Source organism: Pseudarthrobacter sp. SSS035 (assembly GCF_023273875.1).
Taxonomy (GTDB): Bacteria; Actinomycetota; Actinomycetes; order Actinomycetales; family Micrococcaceae; genus Arthrobacter.
In genome coordinates this window covers 2,548,954-2,565,328 of record NZ_CP096882.1, presented here as the reverse complement: position 1 = coordinate 2,565,328, position 16,375 = coordinate 2,548,954, and the positions used below count along the sequence as shown (strand labels likewise).

Genomic DNA, 16,375 nt, shown 5'->3' with positions numbered 1-16,375 from the left:
AAACCCATGACCTCCATCATTTCCATCCACACCCAGGACGTGCGGTTCCCCACGTCCCTGGAGCTCGACGGTTCCGACGCGGTCAACGTTGACCCGGACTACTCCGCCGCGTACGTCGTCATCCGCACCGACGCGGGCGACGAAGGCCACGGCTTTGTTTTCACCTGCGGCCGCGGCAACGAAATCCTCACGCACGCCATTGACGCCTACGCCGGCCTGCTCCTCGGCCGGGACATCGATGAACTGATCTACGACCTCGGTGGCGCGTCGAAGCGGCTCATCCACGATTCCCAGCTGCGCTGGCTCGGCCCCGAGAAGGGCGTCACGCAGATGGCGGCCGGCGCCCTTGTCAGCGCACTCTGGGACATCCGCGCACGGCGCGAGAACAAGCCGCTGTGGCTCCTGCTCAGCGAGATGCCCGCCGAGGAAATCGTCGACGTCGTTGATTTCACCCACATCCGCGACGCGCTGAGCCCCCAGCAGGCGCTGGACATCCTGCGCGCCGGCGAAGACGGCAAGGCCGCCCGGATCGCCGCCCTGAAGGTGGACGGCTACCCCGCCTACACCACCTCGCCGGGCTGGCTGGGCTACAGCGACGAGAAGCTCGTCCGCCTGAGCAAGGAAGCCGCCGCGGACGGCTTCTCCATGATCAAGCTGAAGGTGGGCGGCGACATCAATGACGACCGCCGCCGCATGGCCCTGGCCCGCAAGGCCGTGGGCGACCTCCCGATCGCCATCGACGCCAACCAGCGGTGGGAAGTCTCCGAGGCCATCGAGTGGGTCAACCAGCTCTCCGAGTTCAACCCCTACTGGATCGAAGAACCCACCAGCACGGACGACATCCTGGGCCACGCGGAGATCCGGAAGGGCGTTGCCCCTGTCCGTGTCGCCACCGGCGAGGCCGTCGCCAGCCGCATCGTGTTCAAGCAGCTGCTCCAGGCCGGTTCCATCGACGTCCTCCAGCTGGATTCCACCCGCGTGGGCGGCGTCAACGAGAACATCGCCAACCTCCTGCTCGCTGCCCGTTTCAACGTACCGGTCTGCCCGCACGCCGGCGGCGTGGGGCTGTGCGAACTCGTCCAGCACTTCTCGTTCTTCGACTACGCGGCCATCACCGGCAGCCAGGACGGCCGGATGATCGAGTACGTTGACCACCTGCACGAGCACTTCGCCGAGCCGGTCCGCATCGTCAACGGCCGCTACGCCGCCCCGGAACTCCCGGGCACCGGCGCCGAAATGCTCAGCGCCTCGCGGGCCCGCTGGGAGTTCCCCGCCGGGGCCGGATGGCTCGAAGTGGGCGATCGCGCCGCGGTGACGGGCGCCTCCGTGACGGGAGCCGGTGCGCTCCGATGACAACCACGGTCCATGACCTCAACGCGAGTGTCGACGCCGCCCACGCAGCCTTCGAAAAGGGCCGCGCCGCAGACCCCGGCACCCGCGCAGCCTGGCTGGAGGCGATAGCAGCCGCACTGGAGAACGACGCCGATGCGCTGGTGGAGATCGCTGTTCAGGAAACCCATCTGGGCGAGCCACGGCTCCGGGGCGAGCTCAAGCGCATGGTCTTCCAGCTCAGGCTATTCGCCACGGAGGTCCGCGACGGTGAGCACTTCGACGCCACCGTCGATCATGTGGACGCGGACTGGGGCATGGGCCCGCGGCCGGACCTGCGCCGGCTCAACGTGCCCATCGGCGTTGTGGGCGTCTTCGGGGCCTCCAACTTCCCCTTCGCCTTCAGCGTGATGGGCGGCGACAGCGCCTCGGCACTCGCCGCCGGGTGCGCCGTGGTGCACAAGGCACACGACGGGCACCGGAACCTCGCGCTCCGCACCGCCGAGACCGTCATCGCAGCACTCGATGCCGCCGGAGCACCTTCCGGGCTGTTCTCGCTGGTCACCGGCCGGCCTGCCGCGGAGGCCCTGGTGGACCATCCTGCCGTGAAGGCCATCGGGTTCACGGGTTCGACGGCGGGCGGCCGGGCATTGTTCAACCGTGCCGCCGCCCGGCCCGAACCGATTCCCTTCTTCGGCGAACTGGGCGGCATCAACGCCGTGTTCGTCACCAAGAACGCCTGGGCGGTGCGGCGCGACGAAATCCTCAGCGGATACGCCGCTTCGTTCACGATGGGAATGGGACAGTTCTGCACCAAGCCGGGGCTGCTGTTTGTTCCGGCTGGAGAGGCCGACGGCGTCCGGCAGGTTCTGAGCGCCGCGCTGGGGGACTTTGCCGCAGCACGGCTGCTGAGCCCGCGGTTGCACGAGGGCTACCGGCAGTCAGTACAGGATTTGCGGGGCACTACCGGCGTGGAGACGCTCGTGGAAGGAGATTTCGACGAGGCGCCGGCGCCAACCGTGCTCCACACGACTTCCGCGGCTGTCCGCAGTGATCCGCCAATTCTGCGGCAGGAAATGTTCGGGCCCGCCAGCCTGGTGGTGGAGTACGGCGACGAATCGGAACTCCTGGAACTCACCGGACTGCTGGAGGGACAGCTGACCACCACGCTCCAGGCGGAGCCGGAGGATGACGTGTCAGAACTGGCCGCACGGCTGACGGACATCAGCGGCCGGGTCCTCTGGAACGGCTGGCCCACGGGGGTCACGGTCAGCTACGCCCAGCACCACGGCGGACCGTACCCCGCCACAACGTCGGCCACCACCTCTGTAGGAACGGCCGCGATCCGGCGTTTCCTCCGGCCTGTCGCCTACCAGTCGTTCCCGGAAGGTCGCCTGCCCGAACCTCTGCAGGACGCCAATCCCTGGCGCGTTCCGCAGCGAGTGGATGGGGTGTGGCAGCGGCCCACCCAGCAGGGACAGACTGCAGGAATCGAGGTCCAGCCATGAGCGCCGCACTGGACCTCGGCGGGGCCTCGGTACTCCCGGAAGACGCAGCACGGGCACTCCTGATCGGCCGCGTCTGGGACGTCGAAACCGGCGGACCACGCGTGGTCGCCGTCCAGGAGCAGGACGTCTTCGACCTCCAGCATCTGGCCGAAACCGTCTCCGAGCTCCTGGAACGGCCGGATCTCGTGGCGGCCGTCCGCGCCGCCTTGACGCTGCCCCGGTGGAAGACCAGCGAGATCATCCACGCGTCGCTGACGCGGGACGCGGCCCGTCCGCATTTCCTGGCTCCGGTGGACCTTCAGGTCATCAAGGCCTGCGGCGTGACGTTTGTGGACAGCATGATCGAACGGGTCATCGAGGAGCGTTGCGGCGGCGACGCCAGCCGCGCGGCCGAGATGCGGGAACTGGTGGGCCGTGCCCTCGGCGGCAGCATCAGCTCCATCCGGCCCGGCTCCCCCGCGGCTGCCGAAGCCAAGAAGGTGCTCATCGCCGAAGGGCTCTGGTCGCAGTACCTGGAGGTCGGGATCGGGCCGGATCCCGAGGTCTTCACGAAGGCCCCGGTGCTCTCCTCGGTGGGGCTGGGCGCGGGGGTCGGGATCCCTGCGTTCTCCTCCTGGAACAACCCGGAACCGGAACTGGTGCTAATTGCCACCTCGGCCGGCACAGTTGTGGGGGCAACCCTGGGCAACGACGTGAACCTCCGCGACGTGGAGGGCCGGAGTGCCCTGCTGCTGGGGAAGGCGAAGGACAACAACGCCTCCAGCGCCCTAGGTCCCTTGATCCGGTTGTTCGACGACAGTTTCACCCTGGAGACGCTGCGCCAAGAGGAAATCCTGCTGCGCGTTGAAGGCGAGGACGGCTACTCGCTGGAGGGACGCAATTCCGTGTCCCGGATCAGCCGTCCGTTCGAAGAGCTCGTCGCCGCGACGGTTGGGAAGCACCACCAGTACCCGGACGGCTTCGCCCTGTTCACCGGCACGCTGTTCGCGCCGACCCAGGACAGGGACCATCCGGGACAGGGGTTCACGCACCACATGGGCGATACGGTGACCATTCGCAGCCGCCACCTCGGCGCCCTCGTGAACGTCGTTGGGCCCGCGGAACAGTTGCCGGCATGGTCGTTTGGCCTGCGGCAGCTGTTCGGCTATCTTCAGGCCCAACGCGAAGTCCGCGCATCAAGCAGTAAGGAATATGCCTCATGAAGTTCGCCCAGATTGGCGCCCCGGGCGCCGAACAGCCCGTCCTGGTCCACGGGGACCGGCACTACTCGCTCCAGAGCATCACCCCGGCCATCAACGGTGACTTTCTGTCCAACGGTGGCCCCGCGGCTGCCGCCGCCGCACTGGCCGCAGGCACGCTGCCGGACGTCAGCTCCGACGTCGTACGCTACGGCGCCCCGGTGGTGCGCCCGTCCGCCGTCGTCTGCGTTGGCCTGAACTACGCTGCCCACGCAGCGGAATCAGGTGCCGAGCCGCCTGAGTATCCGGTCATCTTCCTCAAGACACCCAATACGGTGAGCGGGCCTGACGATGCCGTGGCCATCCCTCGGGGATCGACCAAGACTGACTGGGAGGTGGAGCTCGGGATCATCATCGGCAAACGCGCCTCATACCTGGACTCCCCCGCAGCCGCCCGGGACCACATCGGCGGGTTTGTGGTGGTGGACGATCTCTCCGAGCGTGACTTCCAGCTGAGCGTTTCCGGCGGCCAGTGGTCCAAGGGCAAGAGCTCACCGGGGTTCTGCCCCACGGGTCCCTACCTGGTCACCCCCGACGAGATCGACGCCGGCAATCTGCGGCTGCGCAGCTGGGTCAACGGCGAAATCCGCCAGGATTCCTCCACGGCGGACATGATTTTCGACGTCGAGACCATTGTCTGGAACCTGAGCCAGTACATGGTCCTCGAGCCCGGCGATCTCATCTGCACCGGCACCCCCGAGGGCGTCGCGCTGTCCGGGCGGTTCCCGTACCTGAAGGCCGGCGACGTTGTGGAAATCGAAATTGACGGGCTGGGACGGCAGCGCCATGAATTCATCGCATGAACGGAGACCCAGCAATGGAGTTTGAAGGCATCCGTGCCATCGTCACCGGCGGGGCTTCCGGCATCGGAGCGGCCACAACGGCGCATCTGACCCGGCGCGGAGCGAAGGTGGCGGTGCTGGATCTGAATCCCGAGGCAGCATCCGAAGCGGCGCTGTCGATCGCATGCGACGTGGCCGATGACGCTTCGGTGCGTGCCGCCGTCGAACGCGTTGCCCGGGAATTCGGCGGGATTGACGTCGTGGTCAACAACGCAGGCATTGGAGCCCAGGGAACCGTTGCGGACAATGACGACGCCGAGTGGCAGCGCGTTCTGGACGTCAACGTGATCGGCGCGGTGCGGGTGAGCCGTGCCGCCTTGCCCCATCTCCGGCAGTCCCCCGCCGCCGCGATCGTCAACACGTCCTCCATCGCCGCCACGGCCGGGCTGCCCGCCCGCGCACTCTACGCGGCCACCAAGGGCGCCATCCGGGCGCTGACGCTCAGCATGGCGGCCGATCACGTCCGCGAAGGCATCCGGGTCAACTGCGTCAACCCGGGCACGGCTGACACGCCCTGGATCAACCGGCTGCTGAGCCAGGCGGATGACCCGGTCGCGGAACGCGCGGCGCTGGAGGCCCGCCAGCCGCACGGCCGGCTGGTGACGCCGGAGGAGGTTGCAGCGGCGGTGGCGTATCTGGCCAGTCCGCTGGCCGGTTCGACGACGGGCACTGAACTGGCGGTCGACGGCGGCATGCAGGCCGTTCGTCTGCGTCCCGTCGAGTAACGTCCCGGCGGGTAGCGTCCCGCCGGGGTAACTCCCGCCGGAGCAAGAAGCTGCGAGGCGCCGTCGTGTCCTGATTTATCGGGGCACCGCGGCGCCTCTGGCGTTTCAGGAAGGAGGCGCGGTCCCCTTCCGGCGAGCGTAGGCAAGCGGTTTTGAGGAGGGGCTTGACCTGTGTCACATTCCCTATATGATAGTGCGTATTCCTATATGATCTTCGACGGCAAGCGACCGGGATCCCCGGACTCCGTCACCCCCGCATCCGATCCGCATCAATAATCCCCAGGAGAGCACCATGTTCAAAGCAACACCGAAGTTGCTTCTTGTACCGGCTATCGCGTTGGCCCTCACGCTGGGAGGCTGCTCCTCCGGCGGCGCCTCGGCCGGCGCTGCGAGCGCAACAGGAGCCGTGGCGGACAGCCACCTCACACAGATCCTCAAGACGAAAACGATCAAGATCGCCGTCAGTGCCGACTCTCCGGGATACGGCGTTATGACGTCATCCGGTGAGCACGAGGGTTTCGACATTGATGTCGCGAACGCGCTCGGCGCCTCGCTGGGCGCAAAGGTTGAGTTCGTCACGGCCACGAACGAAAGCCGCATCCCGCTGCTGCAGACCGACAAGGCGGACGCCGTCATTGCAACCTTCACGGCATCGGACGCGCGCGCCCAGGTGGTGGACATGTCCGAGCCGTACGCCGCCAGCTCCACCGTCTTTATGGTGCCCGCGGGAAGCCCGATCGGCAGCTACGCGGATCTGGACGGGAAATCCGTGGCCACGTCCCGCGGAAGTGTGGGCGAGCAAATCCTCAAGGCCACCTTCCCGAACGCCAAGATCGCCGGCTTCAACACCACGGCCGATTCCATCCAGGCCCTCAAGAGCGGCAAGGTGGACGCGCTGATTGAAAACAACGCGATCATCGGCGGGCTCGTGAAGAGCGATCCGTCCGCATTCCAGGTGCTCAAGGGCGACCCGATCAAGCCGGCGCTGTTCTCCATCGGCGTCAAGCAGGGCGACCAGACATGGGTTAACTACATCAACAACTTCATCCGGAACTACACCATCTCCGGACAGAACGAGGCCTCCCTGCAGAAGTGGTTCGGGCTGGAACTTCCGCCCTTCCTCGCCCACTAACAGTATTCGGACGCACTCCCCGGTGTGGGTGGAGGACAGGCAGTCATTCACCCACACCGCCGTTCACGGATAGGACCCTTTGCTCATGGCTTTATATTTCGGAGACCTTCTCCCGTTCAGCTCGCTATTGCTTGAGGGGCTCTGGACAGCTCTATACATCACGCTCGTGGCCATGGTGGCGGGAAGCGCACTCGGCGTCTTCCTGTACCTGGGGAAGGTCGGGCCCGGAAAAGCAGTCAGCATCTTCTGCACGTGCTACATCGAGGCCATCCGCAACACGCCTCTGCTGGTGCAGCTGTACCTGATCTACTTTGCCCTTCCCGCGCTGGGCATCAACCTCGAACCCATCTGGGCCGCCCTCATTGGCCTGACCCTCAACAACGCGGCATACACGGCGGAAATTTACCGGGCCGGCTTCGAGTCGGTGCCCCACGGCCTGCGTGAGGCCGGCAAGGCGCTGGGCATGAAGAACGCCCAGATCGTGCGCTACATCGTCCTGCTGCCGGCCACCAGGAACGTTTTCCCTGCACTGACCAACCAGCTGATTCTGCTGTTCCTGGCTTCGTCGATTGGATCCATCATCTCGCTTCCTGAACTGACCAACGCGATCATGAGCGTCAGCAACACCACGTACCGGACCATCGAGGTGCTCGCAGTGGGCGGGCTGCTCTACCTTGGTGTATCCGCCCTGCTGTCCCTGGCCTCGAAACGGGCCGAAACGACGCTGTTCCGGTGGGCGGTGGGCGCACGTGTTTAGGGCCTTTGATTGGCAGGACCTCATTCCGCTGGCCAAGGGGGCCTGGCTGACCATTCAGCTCTGCGCCATGTCCGGCATTCTCGGCATCATCTTCGGACTGATCGTCGGCATTGCCAGAACCTCCCCCAGCAGGATCGCCCGGTGGATCAGCACCATCTACATCAGCTGCGTCCGCGGCATCCCGATTCTGGTCATCATCTTTTTCATCTTCTTCGGGATCCCGCTGCTGTTTCCCGGCCTGGAACTGGACAAGTTCACCTCGGCCGTCATCGCGCTGACCTGCTTCGCCGCCGCCTATGTGGCAGAAATCGTGCGGGGCAGCATCGAAGCCGTGCCCCGGGGACAAAGTGAAGCGGCGGATGCCCTCGGCCTCAACTACTGGGCGAAACTCCGGTATGTGGTCATGCCGCAGGCCAGGAAGATCATGGTTCCGCCCGGCGTCGGCTTCATCATTGGCCTGGTGAAGGATTCCTCCCTGGTGACGGTGACCGGGCTGGTGGAGCTGACGCACGCGGGCAACATCGTCACCAACCTCACCGGCGACCCCATCATGACGTTCCTGACGGTAGCCGCCATGTACTTCGTCATTTGCTACAGCATCTCCCTGCTGGGGCGCCTGTACGAGAAACGGACCGGCATCCAGGTGGACCCCCTCAAACTTCCCGAGCCCGCGAGCGTTTAGATCGGAATATGACAGTGATTTTTGTTGAGAATTTGAATAAGAAGTTCGGCCCGAACCACGTCCTCAAAGGCGTTGACTGCCACATCCGTGAGCGCGAGGTGGTGTGCGTCATCGGCCCCTCGGGTTCAGGCAAGAGCACGTTCCTGAGGTGCATGAACGGCCTGGAATCGATCACGTCCGGCAGCATCGTGATCAACAAGCACCGGTTGGACGATTCGAAAACGAACATCAACCTGGTCCGGCAGGAAGCGGGAATGGTCTTCCAGCATTTCAACCTGTTCCCGCACCTGAAGGTCATCGACAACGTTATGCTGGCCCCGCTCAAGGTGGCCAAGGTCAACAAGGACGAAGCCCGCGCCAAAGCCGAAATGCTGCTGGCAAAGGTGGGACTGGCCGAAAAGATGGAGGCCTTCCCCGGGAGCCTGTCCGGCGGTCAGATGCAGCGTGTGGCCATAGCCCGCGCGCTGGCCATGGATCCAAAAATCATGCTCTTTGACGAGCCCACCTCAGCCCTGGACCCGGAAATTGTCGGCGAGGTGCTGACCGTCATGAAGGACCTGGCCAATGAGGGCATGACCATGGTGGTGGTCACCCACGAAATGGGCTTCGCCCGGGAAGTGGCCGACCGGGTGCTTTTTATGGACCAGGGACTGATCGTCGAGGAAGGCTCCCCCGATGAGATCTTCTCCTCGCCGCGGAACGCCAGAACCCAGGGGTTCCTCAGCAAGGTTCTGTAACGAAGACAGACAGTGAGCGGACGACGACGGGACCTCCCGCCGTCGTCCGCTCGGTGGTTGAGCTTGTCGAAACCTTGGTGCCGTGCCCGGCTTGGTCAGGATGGATGCTTCCCGCAACCGGAATTAGTAGGTAGACTGGTCTACCTACTAACCAGTGAGTGAGGACCGGCCATGACGGCGAAGCAGACTGCAGCGGCAACCCGCCCCTCCCGGAGGCCTGCCCGGGAAGCGCTCCTCGAGGCGGCCGCCAGGCGTTTCTATGCCCATGGCCTGACCGGGACGGGCATTGACACCATCACGGCCGAGGCCGGCGTGGCCAAGAAGAGCCTCTACAACAATTTCGCGTCAAAGGCCGACCTGGTCACGGCCTACCTGTACGCCCGCCACGAGGAATGGCTCGCACTTTACCGAGCGCGGCTCGAGAAGGCGGCCACTCCACAGGACCGCGTGCTGGCCGTCTTCGATGCCTATGCCGACCACGCCGACCTGGCGTACGAGCATGGTTTCCGCGGCTGCGGGCTGCTCAATGCGGCCGCCGAACTGCCTGCCGGTGACCCCGGACGCGCAGTGGTCCGGCGGCACAAGGAGGAGGTGGAGGCGTTGCTGGCTGAGCACCTGGCCGAGCTTCTGCCGGACGCTGCCGAGCAGACCGCTCCCCTTGCGCAGCACTTGGCATTCCTCCTCGAAGGATCCATGGTCCGCGCCGGCCTTGAGGGTGACCACCGCTGCGTCCTGGAGGCACGGCGGATTGCGGCCACTATGATCGGCACCCTGTGAAGACGCCGGGTTTTCGCGGGACCACGTGGGGTGCGCTGTTTGTGCTCACAGCGTCCGTCCTGTGGGGCACCACCGGGACGGCGGCCACGTTCGCCCCGGATGTGAGTCCGCTGGCGATCGGCGCAGCGGCCATGGGCTTCGGCGGCCTGCTGCAGGCGGCGATTGCGGGGCAGCCCATGATGGCGTTCCGCGCTGCCCTGCGCAGCCACTGGCGCTCGGTGGCCTTGGGTTCGCTGGCCGTCGCCACGTATCCCCTCGCCTTCTACTCGTCCATGCACCTGGCCGGCGTGGCGGTGGGGACGGTCGTGTCCATCGGCTCGGCTCCCCTGGCGTCCGCGGTTATTGAACGCATCGTGGACAAGCGGCCGTTCACGAGCCGTTGGATTGCCGGCGCGGTTCTCGGTGTCACCGGTGCCGTGCTCTTGTGTATCGCCGATGCCGGTCACGCGGATGCAGCTCCTGCATCCGGCACCGGGTGGTCCACACCTGCGGGCATCGGACTGGGGCTCATGGCCGGGCTGACGTACGCTCTCTACTCCTGGGCCGCGCACCGCCTCATTAGCACAGGCGTGCCGTCGCGGGCGGTGATGGGCACGGTCTTCGGGACCGGCGGCCTGCTGCTGATGCCTGTACTTGTGGCCACGGGAGCTCCCTTGGTTGCGTCCTGGCAGAACCTTGCGGTGGGTGTGTACATGGCGCTCGTCCCCATGTTCGCCGGGTACGTTCTGTTTGGCTGGGGCCTGGCCCGCATCCGCGCCAGCACGGCCACCACCCTGTCCCTCGCGGAGACAGTGGTCGCGGCTGTCCTCGCAGTGGTGGTGGTGGGCGAACGCCTGCCGGCACTCGGCTGGGCCGGCGCCGCGATGATCGCCGGCAGCCTGTTCGTGCTGACACAGCCAGCGCCGAGGAGTCGCGCCCAACCGGCTGTGGCTACCGAAGTGACGCACGACGGCGGCCCCACCTCCCAGCCTCAGCCCACCTCTGTTGCGGCCCCGTCGGCGACGCCGGAGTAGTCAGGCCGCCAGCGGCAAGTCGAAAAGCTGCTCGGCAAGCCGGATGAGGTGCCCGGGTGCATCGGATTCATCTCCGCGGCGTCCGTTCCCGAGGAACACTGCCGTCCCGTTGAGGGTGTCAACGAGATAGACGCCTGCTTCGCGGATGAGCACTTCGGCCCGGTCATTCTGGGGCAGGCGGTAGCCCTCGTCGTTCAAGTACACATGCCAGTCCCTGCTGGTGATGGATTCAATGTTTCCAGCAACGAGTTTCTGCAGTGCCGGCATGCCCGTGTCCACGGTTGCGATGCGCACCGGTTGGGTGAGGTGCGCCGGGACGATCAGGGCGTTGTAGGTGGTGTTCATGGTCTTGTCCTTGTCACTCAAACGAATGGCGTGCGGTCCCAGCGGCAGCGGGAGTGGTGGCGGGCAACCGAATGGGCCCAGGAGTCTCGCATTCGGCTGCCCGAGTTTATTAGCGCTGGTTTTTGCGCGGCTTTGCGAACAGAGTTTCGCTGGATTCGTTTTTAGCTCTTTTATCAGCTCTTTTTTCGAGAATTGATTTTCCCGCTTTTTTGGCGCTGATGCTCTTGGGCGATTTTCCTGACAATGGAATCACACCTTTCTATTCTTTGTGTCTACCCGATACCATACACACTTATATTTTTAATGCCAGTTTCCAGAAAAAGCACCACAAAGCGGAATATTAATCTCCGTTAGATAAATTGCACGCCGCATAAATGCGGCATGGACAGGGCCTTGACAACAGCTCCTGGCGTGGCGCCGCCTGAACGGTCGCCAGTTCGCACTGTTCCTGCCACACTGGGCCAATGAACGAGGCCGTCTCACCCTCCCGCAGGCCAGGCATCAGAGCTGCGATGTTTGTTGATTTCGACAACGTCTTCACCGGCCTGCAGGCGCTGGATCCTGTCGCGGCGAAGCGCTTTGCCGAAGACCCGAAGCACTGGGCCGACGCGTTGTCAGCCGGCGGTTCCGGAGAGGACGCCCGCAGGTTCCTGATCCGCAACTGCTACCTGAATCCGGTGGTGTACTCGAAGTACCGGACATACTGGACCCGCGCCGGCTTCCGCGTGATCGACTGCCCGTCGCTGACGCAGCGCGGCAAGAGCAGCACGGACATCAATCTGGTTCTCGATGCAATGGACGCGCTGTCCGGAAATGTTGGCATCGAAGAGTTCTTCATCGCCTCCGCTGATGCCGATTTCACGTCCCTGATCCAGCGGTTCCGGGCCGCTGACCGGATGACCACAGTCATCGCGGCCGGCGCCGTGGCCTTCGCGTACCGGGAGATGGCGGACCATGTGGTGGAATCCCACGACTTCGTCGCCATCCTCAACGGCTCAACCGTGGAGCCGGTTCATGCGGTGGCGGCCGGGAAGCAGCAGACTGTCCCGCCGGCGGGGAAGGTGAAGGCCAAGTCCGCCTCGCCCGCCATCCGTGAGGTCCTCGAGTTTGTCCGCGCCGCTCCGGGACCGGTAAACGGCGCGATGGTGGCACACCGCGCGCTCACGGCAGAGCCATCCCTGAAGACGGACTGGGGCGGCTGGGGAAAGTTTGGGACGTGGGTGTCCCAGATCGGCCAGGGCGTCGAATATTCCCCGGCACAAGGTGGCTGGGTCTGGGACGCGAAGCGCTTCTCGAGCGAGGACCTACCTGCGCCCGCGGACCTGCAGCCGGGCATCGAGGAACAGGTCACCAGGGTGACGGACGTGCCGGCCCTTTCCGCAGCCCAGTTCCGCCAGATGTTCCAGTCCATGGCAGCCAGGCTTCGTGAGCAGCCACTCAACCGCACCGAACTGTCCCGGCAGGTGAGGGACGACTGCGTCAACGCGGACCAGCCGGTCTCCCGCAACGCCGTGAGCTTTGTCCTTCAGGGCCTGGTCTACGTCAATTTCCCGCTCACCGACGAGGCGACGGCGGAAGGCCTCGCGGCAGCCTGGACGGCAAACGTCGAGGAACTCTGCCGCGTGGCTCTGCTGGAGTTCGACGCCGCCGAGAAGCTCGCCGTACGGCGCTGGGCCAGCGGAGGACTGCTGGACAACTGAACAACGGGAGAAGCGGACGACGGCGGGACCTCCCGCCGTCGCCCGCTTGCATTTTGTCAGGCGTCGGCGGGGGTCCCCGCGCCAGAGGGCCCGGCGGAGGCGGGCCGCCAGCCGTCCAGCTTGAGAAGCCGCGCGGCATTTCCGCCGAAGATCTGCTGAAGCCCGGCGGCGGGCATTCCCATTTCCCAACAGATCCTGAGCTGGTCCACGAGGTACCGCCGCGCGAAACCGCGCGGGAACCACGACGAGTCGGAGCCGAAGATGATGCGTTCGGATCCCATGGTTTCGTAGAAGCGGCGGAAGAGGTCCTCCAGGGTCAGCCGATGCGCCATGTATCTGACCCACTGGTTGGAACCGGAAGTATCCACCACCACGTTGGGGCAGGCCCACATCAGGAAGAGCACCTCCTGGACGTGCTGGATTCCGAAGTGCGGGATCACGAAGGTGACTTCCGGGTACCTCTTGGCGGCTCGTTCGAGGCTGGCGGGGTTGCTGTACGCATTCTGCGCGATGCCGCCCGCTGATCCGCAGTGGCCGAAGTGGATCAGGACGGGGACGTTGTTGCGGGACGCGACGTCCCACACGGGGTCTGCCGCCGGATCGTCCATCCGCGACGACGCCAGGGGCGCGAACAGTTTCAGCCCGCGGAGTCCCCTGGCCACTCCGTTTTCGAACTCCCGGGCAGCTCCCGGCGCGAACGGGTCCGCCATAGCGGCCAGGCCCAGGAACCTTCCGCCGCCACGCTCAACCAGGTCCACCATCGCGTCGTCACCGCCGGCGGTCACGACGGCGGCATGTTCGATCCCGTTGTCGTCCAGCTCCCTGATCCAGCGGTCAGCTTCCGTCTCCCAGCCGGCATCCGCCGACAACGGTTCGGGGTCGGCAAAGTCCCAGCTCCGGCGCCACTGGGCCGAGGTCCTGGCGACGGCGGCGGAACGGGTGGCCTGACCGGCGTCGTATTCCTCGCAGCCGCTTCTGTCGTCGGCGCCGCCGTCCGGCCCGAACTGGCCGCCTGCCAGGGAGCGGGTCAAGGGGTCGTGGGGCATCCGGAAATGCAGGTGGAAGTCGATGATGGAAAGCCCCTGGACGGTGGGGCGGCCATTAATGATGTCCGTTTGCACTGTGTTTCCCCTCAGCTCAGTGTCGCGGTTGGAAGTACGACGGCGGCCCGGCGTTCCGGTGCGGTGGCCACCATTTCGGTGGCGTAGCCAACCCCGGATGCCAGGGCGTCCGGCCAGACTGCGCCGCGTGCCGCCGAGACGAGGAATGCCGCGTTGAACCCGTCCCCCGCCCCCGTTGAATCGACCACGTCAACGCGTGCCGCCGGCTGGGCGGACCATCCCCCGTCAGGGGAGGCCAGGCCGGCGCCACGGGCGCCCATCTTGACTGCAACGAGCGTATTCGTGGTGACGGACAACCGGCGGGCGGCCCGCTCGGTGTTCCCGTCATCCATCAGGCCGTGCAGTTCGTCGTCGTTGGGCAGGAAGATGTCCACCAGGGCAAGGGCGCTGAGCACTTCCTGCCGCGTGGCCGGGGTCCAGCCCTCCGGTGGCCAGCCGGTGTCCAACACCGTCCGGGCGCCCGACAGTCCGGCCCGTCCGAACAGTTCCGCCGACGCGGGGCCGCGCATCCCGGGCAACAGGAAGTAGCCGGCCAGGGCGACGTACCTGCTGGAAAGCATGTCTTCCGTGATGTCGTCAGGGGTCATCGACGCCATGGCGCCCAGGGAGGAGATGAAGGCACGGTCGCGCCCCGGAGCCTCCACGGCAACGGTGATGCCGCTGGGTTCACCGGGGGTCCGAAGCAGCCGCGCCTCGAGCGACGGCAGCCGGAGTTCCGCTTCCAGGACCATCACCGACGCGTCGTCGCCAACGCGGCTGACCAGGGTGGTGGGGAAGTCCAGGCCGGCGCACCGGACAGCGAAGTTACCTGCCGAGCCACCCAGCCGGAGGGAGACCGAGGACACCACGCGCTCGGTTCCCGGCTCGGGCAGGTCCCGGGTGTCGGCCACCACAACATCGATATTCGTGTTCCCGATGATGGTGATTCCATCAGTCACCAATGGCCTCTTCCGGCGTCCGCGGCGGCTGCCATCAGCCGTTCCCTGGCCGAGTCAATCTGGCTCCGTCTGCGCTGGACGTCACGGCCGAAATCATCTGCGCGCTGCTGTGACTCGGCGGCGTTGCGGCGCACGGCCTCGCTGCCGGGACTTCCGCCCTGCTTCCGGGCGAGGATCAGTTCCGGCTGCTGTCCGGCGCTCAGTGTCGTGGCCACCAGCTCCTCTGCGGCGTCGATGCCGGCGTCCGCGAGGGCCTTCGCGACACCGTCCGCGGTCCAGTCCGCCGGCGCGTCGGCGCGCACCAGCCGGCCGACGACGTCGTGGGCCGTCCGCCAGGGGATGCCACGGGCGGCGAGCGCCTCCGCAACGGCGGTGGTGGTGGCCCCGGAGGCGACGATTTCCGCATGGTCCGGCAACTGGAGCACCTTCAGGTCCAGCAGCAGCCCGTCCATCATCCGCATAAAACGGACCACGCGTTCCCCGGCGCGCCACAGGTGCTTTTGCACATCAGTGGTGGCGTTGTTGGAGTCCTCGTACCAGGCCGAGCCGATGTTCGCGTAGGTGGCTGCCATGTCCGCCGCGGTGACACCGGCCATGGACACCATGTGCTCCAGCACTACCGGGTTCTTCTTCTGCGGCATGATCGACGAGCCCTGGGTGTAGGCCGTTGGCGTTTCCACCCATTTGAAGGTCATCCACTCAAGCAGCACCCGGGCGAAGCGGGCGCCGGTGGCGGTGATCCGGGCCTGGACCGCGGCCAGCCGCATGAAGTGCTCCGCTCCCGCCACGGCCTCGTAGCTGGAGGTGAAGCTGGAATCGAAGCCGGTCAGCTCGCCCACCATCAGCGGGTCGATCGGCAGGTCGGTGCCGGTGAACGCGGCCGATCCCAGCGGCGAAACGTTCAGTTCGTCGTAGATGCTGAGCATCTCCTTCGCCTGGCTGAGCATCGCTTCCGAGAGACCGGCGAGGACGTGGCCGATCGTCGTCGGCTGGGCGGGGCGGCGGTGCGTGAACCCGATGATCAGGCTGTCCGCGTTCGCGGCGGCCTGCACGGCCGCGTCGGTGGCAGCCTGGACCACCAGGGCGGCCTGGTCCAGCAGTTGGCGGCGGAGGACCATCCGGAACACCCCGGCGTCGAGATCGTTCCGGCTCCTGGCCAGCTGGACGTCGAGTTCGGAGGTTGGGATCCCGCACTCGGCGGCGAGCTGCTGCTCCAGGAAGTAATACGGATCCTCGACGCTGCCATCGAAAACGTACGCCTGTTCGCCCGATTCGGTCCTGGCCCACAGTGTCAGCAGCCCCTTCAGCAGGACTTCCCCCCGGCCACGCGGCAGGATGCCCTGCCGGGTCAGCATCAGCACGTGCGCCAGGCTTGCTTCGACCATGCCCGGGTAGATATGCGGTGCTGCTTCGTCGAAGGCGTCCCGCAGGTGGTTGTCCCAGTAGATGCTGAGGTTTTCCTGGTCCTTGAGGTCGGGGCGCGGCATGGACGGCTCGGTTGCGGTGTTCATTCGTATCTCCGGTTCCATGG

General features: G+C 65.9%; 16 protein-coding genes. 12 read left to right on the top strand and 4 right to left on the bottom strand.

The window, feature by feature from the left end:
• Positions 1 to 6: 6 nt before the first annotated feature.
• The 11 genes from MUN23_RS11800 (at position 7) to MUN23_RS11750 (ending at position 10,740) form a co-directional block, all read left to right on the top strand.
• Complete coding sequence (locus tag MUN23_RS11800) at positions 7 to 1,353, top strand: enolase C-terminal domain-like protein (RefSeq protein WP_058931159.1); 1,347 nt, start codon at positions 7 to 9, stop codon at positions 1,351 to 1,353.
• The gene (locus MUN23_RS11795) at positions 1,350 to 2,837 is read left to right on the top strand and encodes an aldehyde dehydrogenase (NADP(+)) (RefSeq protein ID WP_248758380.1); all 1,488 of its coding nucleotides are present in this window, start codon (positions 1,350 to 1,352) and stop codon (positions 2,835 to 2,837) included. Before MUN23_RS11800 ends, MUN23_RS11795 begins: the two co-directional genes overlap by 4 nt.
• Positions 2,834 to 4,039, top strand: coding sequence for a fumarylacetoacetate hydrolase family protein (locus MUN23_RS11790; RefSeq protein ID WP_248758378.1), 1,206 nt, complete (start codon positions 2,834 to 2,836; stop codon positions 4,037 to 4,039). Before MUN23_RS11795 ends, MUN23_RS11790 begins: the two co-directional genes overlap by 4 nt.
• Positions 4,036 to 4,878 carry a fumarylacetoacetate hydrolase family protein gene (locus MUN23_RS11785; protein ID WP_248758375.1) on the top strand — a complete coding sequence of 281 codons (843 nt, stop codon included), beginning with the start codon at positions 4,036 to 4,038 and terminating at the stop codon, positions 4,876 to 4,878. Before MUN23_RS11790 ends, MUN23_RS11785 begins: the two co-directional genes overlap by 4 nt.
• A gap of 14 nt (positions 4,879 to 4,892) precedes the next feature.
• Positions 4,893 to 5,642: an SDR family NAD(P)-dependent oxidoreductase gene (locus MUN23_RS11780; RefSeq protein ID WP_248764065.1), complete on the top strand. Its 750-nt coding sequence runs from the start codon at positions 4,893 to 4,895 to the stop codon at positions 5,640 to 5,642.
• A gap of 292 nt (positions 5,643 to 5,934) precedes the next feature.
• Positions 5,935 to 6,774 carry a transporter substrate-binding domain-containing protein gene (locus MUN23_RS11775; RefSeq protein WP_248758374.1) on the top strand — a complete coding sequence of 280 codons (840 nt, stop codon included), beginning with the start codon at positions 5,935 to 5,937 and terminating at the stop codon, positions 6,772 to 6,774.
• Positions 6,775 to 6,859: 85 nt separating this feature from the next.
• Positions 6,860 to 7,531, top strand: coding sequence for an amino acid ABC transporter permease (locus tag MUN23_RS11770; RefSeq protein WP_248758372.1), 672 nt, complete (start codon positions 6,860 to 6,862; stop codon positions 7,529 to 7,531).
• A complete protein-coding gene (locus MUN23_RS11765) occupies positions 7,524 to 8,213 on the top strand; it encodes an amino acid ABC transporter permease (RefSeq protein WP_248758370.1) in 690 nt (229 codons plus the stop codon). Before MUN23_RS11770 ends, MUN23_RS11765 begins: the two co-directional genes overlap by 8 nt.
• Positions 8,214 to 8,221: 8 nt before the next feature.
• A complete protein-coding gene (locus MUN23_RS11760; RefSeq protein ID WP_256471159.1) occupies positions 8,222 to 8,950 on the top strand; it encodes an amino acid ABC transporter ATP-binding protein in 729 nt (242 codons plus the stop codon).
• A gap of 171 nt (positions 8,951 to 9,121) precedes the next feature.
• Positions 9,122 to 9,727 (top strand): TetR/AcrR family transcriptional regulator, encoded by a 606-nt coding sequence (locus MUN23_RS11755; RefSeq protein ID WP_248758369.1) that lies wholly within the window; start codon positions 9,122 to 9,124, stop codon positions 9,725 to 9,727.
• Positions 9,724 to 10,740, top strand: coding sequence for a DMT family transporter (locus tag MUN23_RS11750; protein ID WP_248758367.1), 1,017 nt, complete (start codon positions 9,724 to 9,726; stop codon positions 10,738 to 10,740). Before MUN23_RS11755 ends, MUN23_RS11750 begins: the two co-directional genes overlap by 4 nt.
• On the opposite strand, the gene MUN23_RS11745 is transcribed toward MUN23_RS11750, so the two are convergent.
• Positions 10,741 to 11,085 carry a DUF3846 domain-containing protein gene (locus MUN23_RS11745; protein ID WP_248758366.1) on the bottom strand — a complete coding sequence of 115 codons (345 nt, stop codon included), beginning with the start codon at positions 11,083 to 11,085 and terminating at the stop codon, positions 10,741 to 10,743. It abuts the gene before it with no gap.
• A gap of 464 nt (positions 11,086 to 11,549) precedes the next feature.
• On the opposite strand from MUN23_RS11745, the gene MUN23_RS11740 reads away from it, so the two are divergent.
• Entirely contained in the window at positions 11,550 to 12,785 is a 1,236-nt protein-coding gene (locus tag MUN23_RS11740) for an NYN domain-containing protein (RefSeq protein ID WP_248758364.1), read from the top strand.
• 56 nt (positions 12,786 to 12,841) lie between these two features.
• Here the strand turns inward: MUN23_RS11740 and MUN23_RS11735 are convergent, their stop codons facing one another.
• Genes MUN23_RS11735 through MUN23_RS11725 form a run of 3 tightly spaced genes read right to left on the bottom strand, consistent with a single transcriptional unit; the run spans position 12,842 to position 16,355 of the window.
• The gene (locus MUN23_RS11735; protein WP_248758363.1) at positions 12,842 to 13,906 is read right to left on the bottom strand and encodes an amidohydrolase family protein; all 1,065 of its coding nucleotides are present in this window, start codon (positions 13,904 to 13,906) and stop codon (positions 12,842 to 12,844) included.
• Positions 13,907 to 13,917: 11 nt separating this feature from the next.
• Positions 13,918 to 14,844, bottom strand: a complete 927-nt coding sequence (locus tag MUN23_RS11730) for a carbohydrate kinase family protein (protein ID WP_248758362.1) — start codon at positions 14,842 to 14,844, stop codon at positions 13,918 to 13,920.
• Positions 14,841 to 16,355 (bottom strand): lyase family protein, encoded by a 1,515-nt coding sequence (locus MUN23_RS11725; RefSeq protein WP_248758361.1) that lies wholly within the window; start codon positions 16,353 to 16,355, stop codon positions 14,841 to 14,843. Before MUN23_RS11725 ends, MUN23_RS11730 begins: the two co-directional genes overlap by 4 nt.
• Between the last annotated feature and the right edge of the window lie 20 nt (positions 16,356 to 16,375).

What these genes read in the sequence shown, in the direction of transcription:
- MUN23_RS11800 (WP_058931159.1), top strand. Translation starts at nt 7, where the DNA reads ATGACCTCCATCATTTCCATCCACACCCAGGACGTGCGGTTCCCCACG.
- MUN23_RS11795 (WP_248758380.1), top strand. Translation starts at nt 1,350, where the DNA reads ATGACAACCACGGTCCATGACCTCAACGCGAGTGTCGACGCCGCCCAC.
- MUN23_RS11790 (WP_248758378.1), top strand. Translation starts at nt 2,834, where the DNA reads ATGAGCGCCGCACTGGACCTCGGCGGGGCCTCGGTACTCCCGGAAGAC.
- MUN23_RS11785 (WP_248758375.1), top strand. Translation starts at nt 4,036, where the DNA reads ATGAAGTTCGCCCAGATTGGCGCCCCGGGCGCCGAACAGCCCGTCCTG.
- MUN23_RS11780 (WP_248764065.1), top strand. Translation starts at nt 4,893, where the DNA reads ATGGAGTTTGAAGGCATCCGTGCCATCGTCACCGGCGGGGCTTCCGGC.
- MUN23_RS11775 (WP_248758374.1), top strand. Translation starts at nt 5,935, where the DNA reads ATGTTCAAAGCAACACCGAAGTTGCTTCTTGTACCGGCTATCGCGTTG.
- MUN23_RS11770 (WP_248758372.1), top strand. Translation starts at nt 6,860, where the DNA reads ATGGCTTTATATTTCGGAGACCTTCTCCCGTTCAGCTCGCTATTGCTT.
- MUN23_RS11760 (WP_256471159.1), top strand. Translation starts at nt 8,222, where the DNA reads ATGACAGTGATTTTTGTTGAGAATTTGAATAAGAAGTTCGGCCCGAAC.
- MUN23_RS11755 (WP_248758369.1), top strand. Translation starts at nt 9,122, where the DNA reads ATGACGGCGAAGCAGACTGCAGCGGCAACCCGCCCCTCCCGGAGGCCT.
- MUN23_RS11745 (WP_248758366.1), bottom strand. Translation starts at nt 11,085, where the DNA reads ATGAACACCACCTACAACGCCCTGATCGTCCCGGCGCACCTCACCCAA.
- MUN23_RS11740 (WP_248758364.1), top strand. Translation starts at nt 11,550, where the DNA reads ATGAACGAGGCCGTCTCACCCTCCCGCAGGCCAGGCATCAGAGCTGCG.
- MUN23_RS11725 (WP_248758361.1), bottom strand. Translation starts at nt 16,355, where the DNA reads ATGAACACCGCAACCGAGCCGTCCATGCCGCGCCCCGACCTCAAGGAC.